At 65.5% G+C, this 13,861-nt stretch carries 21 protein-coding genes and 1 tRNA gene; 11 read left to right on the top strand and 11 right to left on the bottom strand.

Translation table 11 applies throughout. From position 1 onward, the window contains the following. Nucleotides 1-14 precede the first annotated feature (14 nt). A complete protein-coding gene (locus ASC89_RS25845; protein ID WP_082533606.1) occupies nt 15-674 on the top strand; it encodes a TlpA disulfide reductase family protein in 660 nt (219 codons plus the stop codon). Nucleotides 675-679: 5 nt separating this feature from the next. Further along, nucleotides 680-1,567, top strand: coding sequence for a PfkB family carbohydrate kinase (locus tag ASC89_RS25840; protein ID WP_056003438.1), 888 nt, complete (start codon nt 680-682; stop codon nt 1,565-1,567). 107 nt (nt 1,568-1,674) lie between these two features. Here the strand turns inward: ASC89_RS25840 and ASC89_RS25835 are convergent, their stop codons facing one another. The 7 genes from ASC89_RS25835 to ASC89_RS25805 all read right to left on the bottom strand — a co-directional run bounded on the left by ASC89_RS25835 (nt 1,675) and on the right by ASC89_RS25805 (nt 5,415). Next, the gene (locus ASC89_RS25835; protein WP_056003435.1) at nt 1,675-2,295 is read right to left on the bottom strand and encodes a sugar O-acetyltransferase; all 621 of its coding nucleotides are present in this window, start codon (nt 2,293-2,295) and stop codon (nt 1,675-1,677) included. 169 nt (nt 2,296-2,464) lie between these two features. Next, the gene (locus ASC89_RS25830) at nt 2,465-2,692 is read right to left on the bottom strand and encodes a hypothetical protein (protein WP_056003432.1); all 228 of its coding nucleotides are present in this window, start codon (nt 2,690-2,692) and stop codon (nt 2,465-2,467) included. Nucleotides 2,693-2,709: 17 nt separating this feature from the next. Next, complete coding sequence (locus tag ASC89_RS25825; protein WP_156384781.1) at nt 2,710-2,886, bottom strand: hypothetical protein; 177 nt, start codon at nt 2,884-2,886, stop codon at nt 2,710-2,712. A 91-nt stretch (nt 2,887-2,977) separates the two neighbouring features. After that, on the bottom strand, nt 2,978-3,667 hold the full coding sequence (locus tag ASC89_RS25820) for a rhomboid family intramembrane serine protease (RefSeq protein ID WP_055886662.1): 690 nt from the start codon (nt 3,665-3,667) through the stop codon (nt 2,978-2,980). After that, the gene (locus ASC89_RS25815) at nt 3,667-4,263 is read right to left on the bottom strand and encodes a cob(I)yrinic acid a,c-diamide adenosyltransferase (RefSeq protein WP_056003429.1); all 597 of its coding nucleotides are present in this window, start codon (nt 4,261-4,263) and stop codon (nt 3,667-3,669) included. Before ASC89_RS25815 ends, ASC89_RS25820 begins: the two co-directional genes overlap by 1 nt. 67 nt (nt 4,264-4,330) lie before the next feature. Then, on the bottom strand, nt 4,331-4,525 hold the full coding sequence (locus ASC89_RS25810) for a twin transmembrane helix small protein (protein WP_156384780.1): 195 nt from the start codon (nt 4,523-4,525) through the stop codon (nt 4,331-4,333). Then, on the bottom strand, nt 4,522-5,415 hold the full coding sequence (locus ASC89_RS25805) for a LysR family transcriptional regulator (RefSeq protein WP_056003426.1): 894 nt from the start codon (nt 5,413-5,415) through the stop codon (nt 4,522-4,524). The genes ASC89_RS25810 and ASC89_RS25805 overlap by 4 nt, the downstream gene beginning before the upstream one ends. 113 nt (nt 5,416-5,528) lie before the next feature. Between ASC89_RS25805 and ASC89_RS25800 the strand changes: the two genes are divergently transcribed. Then, a complete protein-coding gene (locus tag ASC89_RS25800; protein WP_056003423.1) occupies nt 5,529-6,479 on the top strand; it encodes an NAD-dependent epimerase/dehydratase family protein in 951 nt (316 codons plus the stop codon). Nucleotides 6,480-6,627: 148 nt separating this feature from the next. On the opposite strand, the gene gluQRS is transcribed toward ASC89_RS25800, so the two are convergent. Continuing rightward, nucleotides 6,628-7,473 carry a tRNA glutamyl-Q(34) synthetase GluQRS gene (gluQRS, locus tag ASC89_RS25795; RefSeq protein ID WP_056003420.1) on the bottom strand — a complete coding sequence of 282 codons (846 nt, stop codon included), beginning with the start codon at nt 7,471-7,473 and terminating at the stop codon, nt 6,628-6,630. A 30-nt stretch (nt 7,474-7,503) separates the two neighbouring features. Here gluQRS and ASC89_RS25790 point away from each other — a divergent pair, with 30 nt between their 5' ends. The 7 genes from ASC89_RS25790 to ASC89_RS25760 all read left to right on the top strand — a co-directional run bounded on the left by ASC89_RS25790 (nt 7,504) and on the right by ASC89_RS25760 (nt 11,660). Further along, complete coding sequence (locus tag ASC89_RS25790; protein ID WP_056003417.1) at nt 7,504-8,148, top strand: DNA-3-methyladenine glycosylase; 645 nt, start codon at nt 7,504-7,506, stop codon at nt 8,146-8,148. Beyond that, on the top strand, nt 8,148-8,792 hold the full coding sequence (locus tag ASC89_RS25785) for an alpha/beta hydrolase (RefSeq protein WP_056003414.1): 645 nt from the start codon (nt 8,148-8,150) through the stop codon (nt 8,790-8,792). Before ASC89_RS25790 ends, ASC89_RS25785 begins: the two co-directional genes overlap by 1 nt. Before the next feature lie 95 nt (nt 8,793-8,887). Beyond that, nucleotides 8,888-9,445 carry an HNH endonuclease gene (locus ASC89_RS25780; RefSeq protein ID WP_055886637.1) on the top strand — a complete coding sequence of 186 codons (558 nt, stop codon included), beginning with the start codon at nt 8,888-8,890 and terminating at the stop codon, nt 9,443-9,445. A gap of 58 nt (nt 9,446-9,503) precedes the next feature. Next, the gene (locus ASC89_RS25775; RefSeq protein WP_056003411.1) at nt 9,504-9,767 is read left to right on the top strand and encodes a type II toxin-antitoxin system RelE/ParE family toxin; all 264 of its coding nucleotides are present in this window, start codon (nt 9,504-9,506) and stop codon (nt 9,765-9,767) included. Between the two features lie 159 nt (nt 9,768-9,926). Then, a complete protein-coding gene (locus tag ASC89_RS25770; protein ID WP_082533604.1) occupies nt 9,927-10,274 on the top strand; it encodes a helix-turn-helix transcriptional regulator in 348 nt (115 codons plus the stop codon). An 8-nt stretch (nt 10,275-10,282) separates the two neighbouring features. Next, nucleotides 10,283-10,762, top strand: a complete 480-nt coding sequence (locus ASC89_RS25765) for an SRPBCC domain-containing protein (protein WP_056003408.1) — start codon at nt 10,283-10,285, stop codon at nt 10,760-10,762. Nucleotides 10,763-10,868: 106 nt separating this feature from the next. Next, nucleotides 10,869-11,660, top strand: coding sequence for an alpha/beta fold hydrolase (locus ASC89_RS25760; RefSeq protein WP_056003913.1), 792 nt, complete (start codon nt 10,869-10,871; stop codon nt 11,658-11,660). A gap of 73 nt (nt 11,661-11,733) precedes the next feature. On the opposite strand, the gene ASC89_RS25755 is transcribed toward ASC89_RS25760, so the two are convergent. Continuing rightward, nucleotides 11,734-12,237 carry a disulfide bond formation protein B gene (locus ASC89_RS25755; protein WP_056003404.1) on the bottom strand — a complete coding sequence of 168 codons (504 nt, stop codon included), beginning with the start codon at nt 12,235-12,237 and terminating at the stop codon, nt 11,734-11,736. Between the two features lie 77 nt (nt 12,238-12,314). Next, on the bottom strand, nt 12,315-13,187 hold the full coding sequence (locus ASC89_RS25750) for a DUF72 domain-containing protein (RefSeq protein WP_082533602.1): 873 nt from the start codon (nt 13,185-13,187) through the stop codon (nt 12,315-12,317). A 106-nt stretch (nt 13,188-13,293) separates the two neighbouring features. Here ASC89_RS25750 and ASC89_RS25745 point away from each other — a divergent pair, with 106 nt between their 5' ends. Further along, a complete protein-coding gene (locus tag ASC89_RS25745; RefSeq protein WP_056003396.1) occupies nt 13,294-13,650 on the top strand; it encodes a hypothetical protein in 357 nt (118 codons plus the stop codon). A gap of 37 nt (nt 13,651-13,687) precedes the next feature. Here ASC89_RS25745 and ASC89_RS25740 read toward each other — a convergent pair. Next, a tRNA-Leu gene (locus tag ASC89_RS25740) sits at nt 13,688-13,771 on the bottom strand. Between the last annotated feature and the right edge of the window lie 90 nt (nt 13,772-13,861).

The following is a 13,861-nucleotide window of genomic DNA, read 5'->3' as shown; positions in this document are numbered from 1 at the left end:
CCAACGGTAGACCTATGACCGACCAAAGCCCCGCCCCGACCCGGAGATTGCGCCCCAGGCGGGTGCTGCTCGTCGCCCTGATCAGTGCGGCGGTAGCACTAGTCCTTACCCTCGTGGTTGGCAACTTCATGCCGGCGCAGGCGACGCAGTGCGATCCGCAGGTGATCAAGGGGCAGAAGATCGACGCGGCGGCGATCGGCATGCTGGCAGCGCTCAACGGCACCGGCGAAGGGCGCGGCTATGCCGACATGGCGTTCAAGGATGCAGCGGGTGCGCCGACCACCATCGGCAGCTTTGCCGGCAAGAAGCTGCTGGTGAATTTCTGGGCCAGCTGGTGCGTGCCGTGCCGCGAGGAAATGCCCGCGCTCGACGCCATCGCGACCAAGTACAATTCAGAGCAGTTCATGGTGCTGCCGATCAACCTCGATGTCGGCGAGAGCGGGCTCGAGAAGGCGAAGAAATTCCTCGCCGACGAGGGGCTCAAGAACCTGCCGCTCTATGCGGATTCAACCTTCGATGCGTTCAAGCGGCTGCAGCAGCAGGCGGTGGCGATCGGGCTGCCGGCAACGCTGCTGCTCGACGAAAAGGGCTGCGAACTGGCGGTGCTGCAGGGGCCGGCCGAGTGGGATTCGCCTGACGGCCACAACGTCATCGACGCGCTGATCGGAACCTGACCCGCATGCGCCGGATTCTCTGCGTCGGTGCCCTGACCATGGACACCATTTTCCGGCTGGACCGCCTGCCGGATGGGCCGGGCAAGATCATACCGCTCGATGCGGTCGAAGTCGCCGAGGGCATGGCGGCGGCGCAGGCGGCGAGCATCGTGCGGCTCGGCGGCAAGGCGGCGCTCTGGGCCTCGGCCGGCGACGATGCGACGGGCGATCGGCTGGTGCAGCAGATTTCGGGCGAAGGCGTCGACTGCTCGCGGGTGCGGCGGGTCGCCGGTTCGCGCTCGGGCTTTTCCTCGATCTTCATGGATCGCAGCGGCAGTACGATGATCGTGCCGCGCTACGATCCCACGCTGATGGCGCCGCCCGAGGCTGCCCCTGATCTTCGTGGTATCGACGCGGTGATGACCGATGTGCGCTGGCCGGGTGCGGCGGCGCTGGCGCTAGGTGCGGCGAAGGCGGCGGGCATTCCGGCGATCCTCGATGCCGATATGGCGGCGCGCGACGTGCTCGACGGCTTGTTGCCGCTGGCGACGCATGTGGTGGCATCAGAGAGCGCGGCAAAGCTGGTGACCGGGGCGGACACCGCAGAGCAGGCGGCCGGGTGGCTCGCAGTCAGCCATGGCGGCTTCGTTGCGGTTACCGCCGGCGCCGATGGCTGCTGGTGGAGCGAGGGGGACGGGATCCGCCATTCGCCGGCCCCGAAAGTCGAAGCGATCGATACGCTGGCGGCGGGCGATGTGTTTCATGCCGGGTTTGCGGTCGGGCTGCTCGAGGGCTGGCCGATGCGCAATGTCATCGCTTTTGCTTCGGCGGCCGCGGCGATCAAGTGCACCCGGTTCGGCGGCCGGCTCGGCGCGCCGTCGCGCACCGAGGTCGAGGCGTTTCTGGTTCGGTAGGGGCAGTCGGCAGTAGGCAGTAGGCAGTCGGAGAGGGCCGGCCGGTGGCGGGCCGCGACTGCCGATTGCCTACTGCCGACTGCCGATGCCCTGCGGCAAGCACCCGATTACGCCGCGTTCGCCGCCTGCCGCATCGGCTTGGCGTCGGCTTTGCGGATCACCCGGCAGGGGTTACCCGCGGCCAGCACGCCGGCGGGGATGTCGCGGGTGACGACGCTGCCGGCGCCGATGGTGGTGCCGTCGCCGATGCTGACGCCGCCGACGATGATGGTGCCGGCGCCGATCCAGCAGTGCTTGCCGATGCTGATCGGCTTGTTGATGCACTGGGCGCCGATCAGCTTGCCGGTCTTGGGATCGCGGCGCTCGCGCTCGTGCGGGTCAACCGGGTGACCGGCGGTCAAAAACATCACGCGCGGCGCAATGGCGGTGCCGTCGCCGATGCGCACTTCGGCGCCGTCGAGGAAGACGCATTCGAAGTTGATGAACACACCCTCGCCGATATGGATGTGCTTGCCGTATTCCCAGGTGATGGGGCTCAACACGAAACTGTCGCCGAAGCTGCCGAGCTGGTCGCGGAACATCGCGGTGCGGTTGGCCATGTCCCAGTTGGGGACGGCGTTGAGGCGGTCGAGTTTCTTCCTTGCTTCGACCTGCATTTCGATCAGGTCCCAGTCCGGCCCTTCATAGAGCTCGCCCGATACCATCTTCTCGTAGCCCGTCTTGCTCATTGGGGCCAATCTCCTGTTCAGCGTGTCCCCCCGCTGAAAGCGGTCGCTTCTGCCCCGATGGGACAGACCCCGCAAGCGCACAGTTTGCAGAATTGCGCGCCGCTTCGCCCCGTCCGTTCAGACGGGGTTCAGGGATCGGATGGCGGGAGGCGGGGTGCTGAACAGTCGTTCAGGCGGTGCGGTCGATGATGCGGCCGACAAACGCGTCGGAGCGCTGCTCCATATCGGTGAGCGCCCGCTCGAGGTCGGCGCCGGTGGAGGCGGAGCCTTCGTTGATCTGCTTGAGCAGCATCTGGTGTTCGAGATCGGCGCGCTTCTTGGCGACGAGCACCTGCGCCACGCCGAGGGTGTCGGCCTCGCGGAAGGCCATGCGATAGATCGATGTGTCGAGGTTCATCACACCCCTCCGGCTGGTCAGGCTGTTTTGTCGACCTTGGTCCCCTGGCCGGGCGGTGGAGCAGAGCGCGCCACGCTGTCGACCATCTGGATCAGCGACATCTCCATCTCGTGCGACTTCTTCAGCACGGCGATGGCAATGGATTGCTGCGTCCCGGCGGAGCGCGCGGCAAGCAGCTGCGATGTCAGATCCATGTCCATCCCCGGGGTTTTATGACCGGGGCGTAAACGAAACCTTCCCGAAGCTGTGTCGGAATGGTGCGATCGTGAATCAATCGTTTACGGATCAGCGCCCGCCGAACAGCACTACGTCGCGTCGCTTCAGCGGCACGCAGAGCGCCGCGCCGACGATCAATCCGCCGACATGGGCGGACCAGGCGACCGGGCTGCTGCCGCCGAAGAACAGGTAGAACAGCTGCACCGCCGCCCAGGCGCCGAGCATCCAGAGCGCCGGCAGCGGCAGCGGGATCGGGATGGTGAGGCCCAGCAGCACATAGACCCGGGCATGCGGGTAGAGGACGATATAGGCGCCCATGACGCCGGCAACGGCGCCCGAGGCGCCGATCAGCCAGGTGTAGGTGCCCATGGCGAAGAGGATATAGATCAGGCCGGAGAGCGCGGCACAGGCGAGGTAGAACGCCGCGAACTTCACATGCCCCAGCGCGTCCTCGATGTTGTCGCCGAACACCCAGAGGAACAGCATGTTGCTGCCCAGGTGCAGCCAGTCGGCATGAAAGAAGGCATAGGTGATGAGCGTCAGCCCGTCGGGCAGGTAGGCCAGCCGGTCCGGCGCCTCAGGCTGCAGGAAATAGGCCGGCACGGCCGCATAGCTCAGCGCGAACTGGTCGAAACTGAGCCCGCTGCCATGCGCCAGCTGGATCAGGAACACCAGGACGTTCAACCCGATGATGCCATAGGTGACATAGGGGAACCTGATGTGCCGGACTGGGTTGCGGTCGTGCAGCGGAATGAACATCAGCCGCGCGACTGCCCCTCGTGGCCGAACTTGCCAGGCGCCCACAGCACGTCGCTGTCGCCGTTGGCGTTGGCCACCCGGGCCATGACGAACAGCAGGTCCGACAGGCGGTTGAGATAGACCATGACGGCGTTGTTGACGTCGGGTTCGGCCGCAATCAACTCGACCACCAGGCGTTCGGCGCGACGGGTGACGGTGCGGCCCAGATGCAGCGCGACGGCGAGCGGCGTGCCACCGGGGAGGACGAAGCTCGTCAGCGGCTTCAGGCCTTCATTGTAATGGTCGATCTGCTCTTCGATCCATTCGGTCTGCTGCGCGGTGATGCGCAATGAGGGCGGTGCCCCGGCCGGATCGGCGCCTGGGGTGGCGAGGTCGGAGCCGAGGTCGAACAGGTCGTTCTGCACGCGCGCCAGCAGCCGGTCGAGCTTGGGCATCGAGCCGGTATGGAGCCGCGCCATGCCGATGAAGCTGTTGGCCTCGTCGACGGTGCCGAAGCACTCGACGCGGAGGTCCGCCTTGGAGCGGCGCGGCCCGCGCACCAGGCCGGTGGTGCCGTCATCGCCGGTCTTGGTGTAAATCTTGTTGAGCTTGACCATGTCGTTCCGCCGCGAGTCAGTGGCGTCGAAACTAGCTCAGCGGGAATGGCGCGCGAAGCGCTTTCGGTCAGCTCCCCCGACCGAAGAAGTAGAGGGCCCCCAGGATCACCACGATGGCCACGGCCTGGGCGATGACGCGGGCGCGCATCAGCTTCTGGCTGAGATTGTGGTCGCCGCCGCGGAACATGTTCCACAGCCCCATGAACAGGATGATGGCGACCGCGCCGAGCGCGACGATGGTGATGATGCCGGTGATGTTCATAATGTCCTCGCGAGGAAGCGGCTGAGGCCCTCGCCCAGTCGGTCATAGATGGCACGAATGCGACGGCTGGTGAACAGTTCGCGATGCGTGGTCAACCACACTTCCAAGGGCGGCGTGCGGAAATCGGGCAAGAGCGGCACCATGCCGCGCGTCTCGGCCACCAGCAGCTGCTGGGCGAAACCGACGCCGAGGCCGGCCTTGATCAGTTCCCAGGCATTGGTCTGGCTGTCGGTGCGGACGATGAAATCGCTGCGCTTCAGTTCGAACCCCATGCGCCGGGCGGCGCCGATCAGCAGCTCGGAGCGATCAAAGCCGATCAGGTCGTGCTCGACCAATTGCTCGGGCCGTTCCGGGCGTCCGCGCCTCAAAATGTAGCTTTCGTGGGCGCAGGTGACGATCGGGCTTTCGCCGAGCTTGCGGGTGATCAGCTCGAGCTGGGTGGGGCGGAACATGCGGACGGCGATATCGGCCTCGCGCAGCAACAGGTTCTCGGCCGAATCCGACGGCACCAGCTCAATCGCCACCTGCGGGAAACTTTGGCGCAGGTCGTTGAGGAAGGGCGGCAAGACATAGTGGCACATCACGGTGCTCGAGGTGATGCGGACCGAGCCGGTGAGCGCGGCGCTCGCCCCCTCCGCGATCAGCGCCGCTTCGGCCAGCGCCTGCTGTGCCGCGAGCACCGGCTCGTAGAGCTTCAGCGCCGTATCGGTGGCGTGAAAGCCGTTGAGCGTCCGCTCGAACAGGCTCATCCCCAATGCCTGCTCCAGCGCCTCGACATGGCGGCCCAGCGTCGGCTGGCTGAGGCCGAGGGCGCGAGCGGCGGCCGAGAGCGAGCCGTGTTCGACGACGGCGCCAAAGCTGCGCCACAGCGACCAGTCGGGATCGGGCATGGTCTAGGTGTCTCCAGGCCATTCAATTCTGTATGGCAAGGTAACGATCTTGTCCAATTCATCAACGCTGATGTTGCGCCTACCTTGATCCTCACCAGCAAGGAGCCAGGCAAATGAGCACGCAGAAAGTCATCGTCATCGGCATCAACGGTCATGTCGGCCACCACATTGCCAAGGCCTTCGTCGCCGCCGGGTGGGAGGTCGCCGGGTTCGGGCGGTCCAACAAGCAGCCAATAGCAGGGGTGCGCTTCATCAAGGGCGACGCCGAGGATGTGGAAGCGATGCGGGCGGCGATTGGCGATACCGAGGTGGTGGTCAACGCGCTGAACCTGCCCTACCACCAGTGGGACCAGGGCCGGATGGAAGCACAGAACCAGCGGGTGATCACCGCGCTCGGCAAGAGCGGCAAGACCCTGCTGTTCCCCGGCAATATCTACAACTACGCCGCCACCGACCGTACGGTGACGCCCCAGCTCAAGCAGCGCCCGCAGACGCCGCGCGGCGAGATCCGGGTGCGGGTCGAGGCACTCTATGAAGCGGCGGCGAAGCGCGGCGACATCCAGGCAATCATCCTCCGCGCCGGGGATTTCTATGGGCCGGAGAGTTCGTTCGACTGGTTCGATCTCGCCATGCTGCGCGAGGCGAAGAAAGGCAAGTTCGCGATGATGGGCGTGCCCAGCGTCGGCCACTCCTGGGCCTATCTGCCGGATGTCGGCCGGGCCTTCGAGAAGCTCGCCTGGCACCGCAAGCAATTCGGCGCCTTCGAGAATTTCCACTTTGCCGGCAACTATGTGACGCCCGAGCAGATGGCTGCAGCCGCCGTGGCCGCGGCGCCGGTGAAGCTCAAGGTCGGCACGTTCCCGCGCGTGCTGTTCAACGTCGTGGGCCTCGTCGATCCGCTGATGCGGGCGGTCAGCAAGATGAGCTACCTGTGGGAGAACCCGATGGAGCTCAAGGACGCGCGCCTCGAGGCCATCCTCGGCCCGGATTTTGCCACGCCGTTCGACGCGGCGGTGGCGGCGACGGTGGCGCCATTCTTTGCGGCGGAGAAGCTGGCGGCTTAAGTTGCCGAGGCCGGTGGCTGTGGACCCCCACCCCTGTCCCCTCCCCGCAAAGGGGAGGGAGACCCTCACACCGACATCGCAGTCCGCGTCTCCCTCCCCCCTGCGGGGAGGGATTAAGGGTGGGGGTCAGCTCGCACCGGTTGAGCGGCTAGAACCCCAGTTCTCGCCGAATCTCCTCCGCGGTCCGACCCGCCTCGCGCAGGCTCCGCAGCGATGTGGAGCCTTTCGATTTGCTGAGCTTTTTACCTTCGGTGTCGAGGATCAGCTTGTGGAAAGTATAAAGCGGCGAGGTGAGGCCGAGCAGCATCTGCAGGAGCACGTGGATATCGGTCGAGGGCTCCATGTCGCGACCACGGGTGACATGGGTAACGCCCTGCGCATCGTCGTCGATCACCACGCTCAGATGATAGCTGGTCGGGGTGCCTTTGCGCTGCAGCACCACATCGCCCCAGCGCTCCGGCCGGGCATAGCGGATCTGCGGCCGATCCGCCGGGGTGGGGCCGGCGACGCTGTAGGTCAGCATGCCGGTGAGCGCCATGGCGTCGTCGGTCCTGAGCCGCCAGTTCGCCGTACGCCCTTCGGCAAAACGCTGTTTCACTTCGGCTGCCGACAGGTGCCGGCAGGTGCCGGGATAAAGCGGCGCGCCATCGGGGTCGGCGCCGCTCGACTGCGCGGCCAGCTCGGTGCGCGAGCAGAAGCAGGGATAGAGCAGGTCGCGCGCCCTGAGCCGGTCGGCCGCTGCCGCATAGACGGCGAAGCGGTCGGACTGCCGCAGCACCGGCTGTTCCCAGGAGAGGCCGAGCCAGGCGAGGTCCTCGAAGATCGCCGCGGTGAATTCCGGCTTGCTTCGGGTTATGTCGGTGTCTTCGATGCGCAGGAGGAACCGGCCACCGAGGGCTTCGGCCCATACCGAGGTGAACAGCGCCGAATAGGCGTGCCCCAGATGCAGCAAGCCATTGGGGCTCGGGGCGAAGCGGAGGACGGGTCTGAGCATGACAAACTGCTAGCACGTAAGGATATTTCTTTGACAGACCGTCTCGATACGCCGGAGGCGCTGCAGCGCCAGCTGGGCGCCCTGATTGAGCTCGATCCCCGCCTCGGAGGCGTTGCCGAGCGCGCCGGCGCATTCGAAATCCGCCGCTCGCCCGGCGGCTTCGAAGGGCTGGCGCGGATCGTCACCGGCCAGCAGGTTTCGACCGCCAGCGCCGATGCGATCTGGGGCCGCTTCGCCCAGCTCGAAGGGGCGCTCGACCCGGTCGGTTATCTGAAGCTCAGTGAGGAAGCCGTCCGGGGCGCCGGGCAGTCGGGCGGCAAGTACCGGACGCTGCGCGGGCTGGCCGAGGCGATCGCGGCGGGCAGTGTCGACTTCGCACATCTCGCCGAACTGCCGGCCGACGCGGCGATCGCCGCGCTGACCAAACTCAAGGGCATCGGCCCGTGGACTGCTGAGATTTATCTGATGTTTTCGGCGGCCCATCCGGACATCTTTCCCGCCGGCGATGTCGCGTTGCAGCGGGCGGCCGAGTGGGCGTTCGGGCTTGACGGCAAGCCGCCGGTGAAGGACTTGATCGAGATGGCGCGGCGCTGGTCGCCCTATCGGTCCACCGCCGCATTGCTGCTCTGGCGCTACTATCGCGCCGTGCGGAACAAGGAAGGATTGTCGATCTGATGGCCAAGCTCTCCGGCCCGATGCTGCCGCCCAAAAGCGGCGGCGCTCCGAAGCAGGCAGTGATTTTGCTGCACGGCTATGGCGCCGACGGCAGCGACCTGATCGGGCTCGGCCACCACTGGGGGCCGCTGCTGCCCGATGCATTGTTCATCGCGCCGAACGCGCCGACGCCCTGTGCCGGCAACCCATTCGGTTTCGAGTGGTTCCCGCTGGCGGTGGATCGGATCGCCGGCCGCATCGAGGGCGCCAAGAACGCCGCGCCCGTGATCATCGAGTTTCTCACCGATCTCTGGACGCAGACCGACATCAAGCCGGCCGACACCTTCCTCGTTGGCTTCTCGCAAGGGGCGATGATGGCACTGCATGTCGGCACGGCGTTGCCGCGTCCGATCAAGGGTATCGTGGCGTTCTCCGGCGCTTTCGTTCCTGCCGAGGGGTTCCCGGCGATCGACAAAGCGCCGGTGGCCCTGATCCATGGCGATCTCGACCAGGTGGTCGATCCCGGGCTCAGCCGGCAGGCGGCGACCGAGCTGACGGCCGCCGGTTTCGATGTCTCGCTGCACATTTCGTCGGGCACGGCGCATGGCATCGCGCCGGACGGGCTCGATTTCGCCACGTCCTTCATGCTGGCGCAAACCGCCTGAATCGACTGATCGAATCGCGCTTCACAGGGGTGTCACAGTCGGCATAGAATATTGCTGATCATGACTGGCCGCGATTCCCGATCTGGGGGCGACAAGTGACGGTACATGTGTCGCTTGAGAATAGCCCCGCACTGGTGCTGAACGCCGATTTCAGGCCCCTCAGCTATTATCCCTTGTCGCTTTGGTCCTGGCAGGACGCGATCAAGGCGATTTTTCTTGATCGAGTCCACGTCGTCTCCAACTACGACCGGGTGATCAAGTCGCCGAGCTTCGAGATGCTGCTGCCCAGCGTCGTCTCGCTCAAGGATTACGTGCGGCCGGCGCGGCATCCTGCGTTCACCCGCTTCAACGTGTTCCTGCGCGACAAATTCCAGTGCCAATATTGCGGCGCCCGGGACGAACTCACCTTCGACCACGTGATCCCGCGTTCGAAGGGCGGCCGTACCACCTGGGAGAACGTCGTCGCGGCCTGCGCGCCCTGCAATCTCAGGAAAGCCAACCGGTTGCCGCGCGAGATCAAGATGTTCCCGATGCAGGAGCCGTTCCAGCCGACCGTGCACGACCTGCACAATAACGGCCGGGCTTTCCCGCCCAACCACCTGCACACGAGCTGGCTCGACTACCTCTACTGGGACATCGAACTGGAGCCGTGAGGCTGAACGCCGGGTAGCGCCAATAACTATTATTGGTTGGGTTCCGACGGAGGCCGATATGGCAATCAGCGCAGATCTCCTGCGCGAAGAAAGTCCGGCACTGGCCCTCCGGATAGTTCGGAAACTTCGTCTCTCCTCAGCAGAGCTCGGTGACAGGGCCTTGCGCTACGCTCTGTTGCCTAGCCACGAGGCGAGCGGAATACGACGGCGGGTCGTCGGTTCCTACAACATTTTCTATCGCGTCGTCGGAGATCGGGTGGAGGTGCTGCACGTACTTCATCATGCCCGCGACCACGAGCAGCTCCTTTTCCCCGAAGACTAGGCGTTCCGGCCCCTTGCCAGCGCTGTGCCGAGCATCAGGGCGAACGCCGCCGAGATCAGCGCGGCGACGCCCGCGATGGGCACGCGAGCGTGGTTGACACTCACTCTTGCTAGCTGTAACTAACCATCTAGTTAGCTAACCGATCAGTTAGGAACGGACGTGCAGCCGGACCAGCTCAGTCTCACCCTTTCCGCCATCGCCGATCCCACCCGCCGGGCCATCCTGATGCGGCTGATGGATGGGGAGGCGTCGGTAAAGGAGATCGCGGCGCCGTTCGAGATGAGCATCCCGGCGATCTGCAAGCATCTCAAGGTGTTGGAAGGCGCGGGCCTGATCAGCCGCGGGCGCAACGCCCAGCTGCGGCCCTGTCGGCTCGAAGCGCAGCCGCTGCGCGAAGCCGTCGGCTGGATCGAGGAGTTCTCGAGCTTCTGGGATACGAGCCTCAACCGGCTCGACGGGCTGCTCGAGCGGCTGCAGGCGACCGACCCTACGGGCAAGAAGAACTGAGGCGCGCCATGACCGGTGACACAGCTTTGGACCCGCTCACCCAGCGCGAGTTCGTCATCAGCCGCCGCCTCAAGGCGCCGCGCCAGCTGGTCTGGCGCACCTTCGAGGACCCGTACCTGCTTGCCCAGTGGTGGGGCCCGGAACATTTCACCTCCACTGTCACCAAGCTCGAGTTCCGTGCCGGTGGCGAGTGGCACGTCACCATGCACAGGCCAGACGGCAGCGAGCATCCGGTGCGCTACCAGTTCGTCGAGATCCTCGCGCCAGAACGCATCGTCTACCGGCCGTGGCGCCCGCCCGAAGCGGTTAATCCGCCGCCGAGCTATCTGGCCACCCTCACGTTCGAAGCGCTCGGTAACGAGACGATCTTCACCATGCGCGCCGAGTTCGACAGCGCCGCACACCTCGCCGTCGCGATCGAGGGCGGTTTCTTCGAGGGCACCAACCAGGCCTTCGACAAGCTTGAGCGACAGCTCGCGACGTACTGATTTCAGGAGGACTATCATGCTGAGGCGCGCCCTCATGACCCTCGCCTTTGTCGCTGCGGCCCTCGTCGCAGCGCCCGTCATTGCCCAAACCGCAGGAGACATTCCGATGAGCACCCCCAGCAGCACGGGCAAGGTCCCGGTCGGCGGCGCCGAGATTTACTACGAGATCCACGGTGACGGTCCGCCGCTGGTGCTGCTGCATGGCGGCGTCGACCCGTCCCAGACGTTCGGTGCGCCGCTCGCCGCGGTGGCGAAGACCCACAAGGTGATCGCCATCCACATGCGCGGCCACGGCTTCAGTACGGACACCGACGCGCCCTGGTCCTCCGAACTGATGGCCGACGACGTTGCGGCTGTGCTCCAGCACCTCGGCATCGGCAAGGCGCGCTTCATGGGCTATTCGCTCGGCGCCGGCGTCGCGCTGCAGGTGGCATTCCGGCACCCGGAACTGGTCGAGAAGCTGGTGTCGGTCTCGGTGGATTACCGCACCGACGACGACTATCCCGAAGTCCGCGAGGCCTTCCGGCAATTGCCGGCCCACGCGGCGGAGTACGGACAGCAACTCGCCAGTTCACCCCTCGGAGAGCTCTATCCCGACGTCGACTGGGAGCGGGTGTTCCGCAAGTCCGGCGAAATGAACGAGCCCGAGTACGACTGGACCGAGCGGGTCAAGGCGATGACGGCCCCGACGCTGCTGGTGTTCGCGGACGCGGATTCGATCCGGCCCGAGCACATGGTGGCGTTCTGGAAGCTGCTCGGTGGCGGCCAGCGCGACGCCGGGTTCGACGGCTCACAGCGCCCGGCCAGCCGGCTGGCTATCCTCCCGGGCACCACGCACTACAACCTGATCCAGTCACCGCTCCTCACCGAGGTCGCGACGGCCTTCCTCACGCAGTAGCGGCAGGGCTCTGGTCTCTCTAGTTGGTCGCGCTTTCGAACCGGAAAAGTCTGCAACTTTTCCTGAAAGCGCTCTATGCCTTCCGGCCCTTGAGCAGCACGGTGCCGAGCAGCAGGACGATCACTGCCGAGATCAGCGTGTTGGCGCCGGCCAGCGTCACGCCGAACAGGCTGAACTGGATCTTGTCGCAGGGGACGACGCGGGCGGCGTTGATATTGGTGAGGTCGGAGAAGCTGACATCGACGCCGGTGCCGGTGCAGGCGGTGGGGCCGGGCCAGAAGCCGTATTCGACGCCGGCGTGATAGCCCGCCAGATAGGTCGACCAGACGAAGGTCAGGAGCACCAGGACGATCCCGACATACCACACGGCGCGCGGCAGCCGGTGCCACAGGATCAAGACCAGCGCGAGCAGTGGCAGGCCCCAATAGTAGGGCATGCGCTGCTCGAGGCAGAGCTCGCACGGCACCAGCCCGCCAAACAGCTGCGAGCCCCAGGCGCCGGCAATGGTCGCGAGGCCGAGGACGAAGGCGATCGTCGCGAGCAGGCGGGGACGGTCGGTGGCGAGGCTGGTGGTCACGATGACGCTCCTATTCGGATGCGCGCCATATTCTCGGGAGCGGGCTCCGAGTCAACTTAAGCCCGCTCACGAGATCGTCACTCGCCGCCCGGTCCGCTGAGGCCGAGCGAAGCCATGACGGCGCGCGCATTGTCGGGCGCATGCTCCTTGTCGGTGGAGACGAAGAAGGCGAACACATCGCGCGGCGGCGGGCTCGCTTCGGCGGCCGTGACATAGGGCGCATCGGCAACCGGCTTGCCTTCGGCCCAGGCCTTCAGCCAGCCGGCGCGGACATCGCGCTCGGCAACCGAATAGCTCTCCTTGCCCGGGGCGCCTTGCAGCCGGGCATAGGAGAAATCGGCGGTCTGGTCGATGTAGGACCATTCCGCGGTATCGGCGACGACGAGGGCGACGTTGTGGGCCCGCAACTGCGCGATGAAGCGTGGATCGGCGAAACTTTCGTGCCGCACTTCGATGGCGTGGCGGACCCTGACGATGCCGGTGGCGTCGAGATAGGGCGGGTTCTTGCCGTAATCGGTCTTTCCGGCCAGAGCGACCAGAGCTTCCGGCGACTGCGGTAAGAGAGCGAGGAAGGCCTCCATCCGATCGGGGTCGTATTTGCTGTTGCCCGGCAGCTGCCAGCAGAACGGCCCGAGTTTCTTGCCCAGCGCCATGACGCCGGAGGCAAAGAAGTTGGCGAGCGGAAGCTCGACATCCTTCAGCCGCTTGATGTGGGTGACCAGTTGGTGGCCCTTCACGGTGAAGACGAAGCTATCAGGGGTCTGGCCGGCCCAGTTCTCGAAACTTGCGGCCTTCTGGTGCGAATAGAAGGTGGCGTTGATCTCGATATTGCCGAGCCGGGCGCTCGACCAGGCGAGCTCGTCCTTCTGCTTCAGCCCGTCGGGATAATAGCTCTTGCGCCAGGCCTCGAACACCCAGCCGGCCGTGCCGAGCCTGATCGTTCCCGCCATCGAATCCTCCGCGCCAAAAGTGATCGCCACTCTGCGTCGGCCCTGATTGTCAGTCCAGAGGACTGTGACTTAGTCTGACGTCAAGGGACAAACGGAGGGGCGTGATATGCGACGGATGTTTCTATTGGCTGGCATGGCGATAGCATTCGCGAGCCCGGCTTTGGCGCAGAGTATCGGGGGCGACTATGCCGTCGAAGGCACCAATCTCGACGGCTCGAGTTATGGCGGCACCGCCAAGATCGTGCTCACGAGCGAGACCACATGTGAGATCTATTGGACCACGGGTCCGTCGACGTCGCAGGGCATCTGCATGCGCAATGGCAACGCCTTCTCGGCCGGCTACGTGATGGGCGAGGCGATCGGGCTGGTGATCTACCAGGTGATGGACGACGGCTCGATGGAGGGAATCTGGACCATTGCCGGGCAGCCCGGAACCGGCACCGAGAACCTGAGGCCGCAATAGACGAAGCGGGCAGCGGTCGCTTGCGTCGAAAGATGATTGGTGCCCCCCGCCGGACTCGAACCGGCACGCCTCTCGACAACAGATTTTGAGTCTGCCGCGTCTACCATTCCGCCAGAGGGGCACTCCGAGCGGGACCTGCCTAGCCCAAGCCTCACGCGGCATCAAGCACCTAGAGCGCTTCACTGTGCACAGGAAGCGCTGAAACGCTCCA

The organism is Devosia sp. Root413D1, assembly GCF_001425235.1.
Classification (GTDB): Bacteria; Pseudomonadota; Alphaproteobacteria; order Rhizobiales; family Devosiaceae; genus Devosia_A.
Note: the sequence above shows the minus strand (reverse complement) of the source record. Positions and strands in the feature narration are given on the sequence as shown.

Excerpts from the sequence above, each read along its gene's own strand:
- ASC89_RS25835 (WP_056003435.1), bottom strand. The coding sequence starts at position 2,295 with ATGAGCAAGACGGGCTACGAGAAGATGGTATCGGGCGAGCTCTATGAA.
- ASC89_RS25810 (WP_156384780.1), bottom strand. The coding sequence starts at position 4,525 with ATGAACATCACCGGCATCATCACCATCGTCGCGCTCGGCGCGGTCGCC.
- ASC89_RS25800 (WP_056003423.1), top strand. The coding sequence starts at position 5,529 with ATGAGCACGCAGAAAGTCATCGTCATCGGCATCAACGGTCATGTCGGC.
- ASC89_RS25775 (WP_056003411.1), top strand. The coding sequence starts at position 9,504 with ATGGCAATCAGCGCAGATCTCCTGCGCGAAGAAAGTCCGGCACTGGCC.
- ASC89_RS25765 (WP_056003408.1), top strand. The coding sequence starts at position 10,283 with ATGACCGGTGACACAGCTTTGGACCCGCTCACCCAGCGCGAGTTCGTC.
- ASC89_RS25785 (WP_056003414.1), top strand. The coding sequence starts at position 8,148 with ATGGCCAAGCTCTCCGGCCCGATGCTGCCGCCCAAAAGCGGCGGCGCT.
- ASC89_RS25840 (WP_056003438.1), top strand. The coding sequence starts at position 680 with ATGCGCCGGATTCTCTGCGTCGGTGCCCTGACCATGGACACCATTTTC.
- ASC89_RS25830 (WP_056003432.1), bottom strand. The coding sequence starts at position 2,692 with ATGAACCTCGACACATCGATCTATCGCATGGCCTTCCGCGAGGCCGAC.
- ASC89_RS25760 (WP_056003913.1), top strand. The coding sequence starts at position 10,869 with ATGAGCACCCCCAGCAGCACGGGCAAGGTCCCGGTCGGCGGCGCCGAG.
- ASC89_RS25805 (WP_056003426.1), bottom strand. The coding sequence starts at position 5,415 with ATGCCCGATCCCGACTGGTCGCTGTGGCGCAGCTTTGGCGCCGTCGTC.
- gluQRS (WP_056003420.1), bottom strand. The coding sequence starts at position 7,473 with ATGCTCAGACCCGTCCTCCGCTTCGCCCCGAGCCCCAATGGCTTGCTG.
- ASC89_RS25820 (WP_055886662.1), bottom strand. The coding sequence starts at position 3,667 with ATGTTCATTCCGCTGCACGACCGCAACCCAGTCCGGCACATCAGGTTC.
- ASC89_RS25750 (WP_082533602.1), bottom strand. The coding sequence starts at position 13,187 with ATGGCGGGAACGATCAGGCTCGGCACGGCCGGCTGGGTGTTCGAGGCC.
- ASC89_RS25825 (WP_156384781.1), bottom strand. The coding sequence starts at position 2,886 with ATGGATCTGACATCGCAGCTGCTTGCCGCGCGCTCCGCCGGGACGCAG.
- ASC89_RS25745 (WP_056003396.1), top strand. The coding sequence starts at position 13,294 with ATGCGACGGATGTTTCTATTGGCTGGCATGGCGATAGCATTCGCGAGC.
- ASC89_RS25845 (WP_082533606.1), top strand. The coding sequence starts at position 15 with ATGACCGACCAAAGCCCCGCCCCGACCCGGAGATTGCGCCCCAGGCGG.
- ASC89_RS25815 (WP_056003429.1), bottom strand. The coding sequence starts at position 4,263 with ATGGTCAAGCTCAACAAGATTTACACCAAGACCGGCGATGACGGCACC.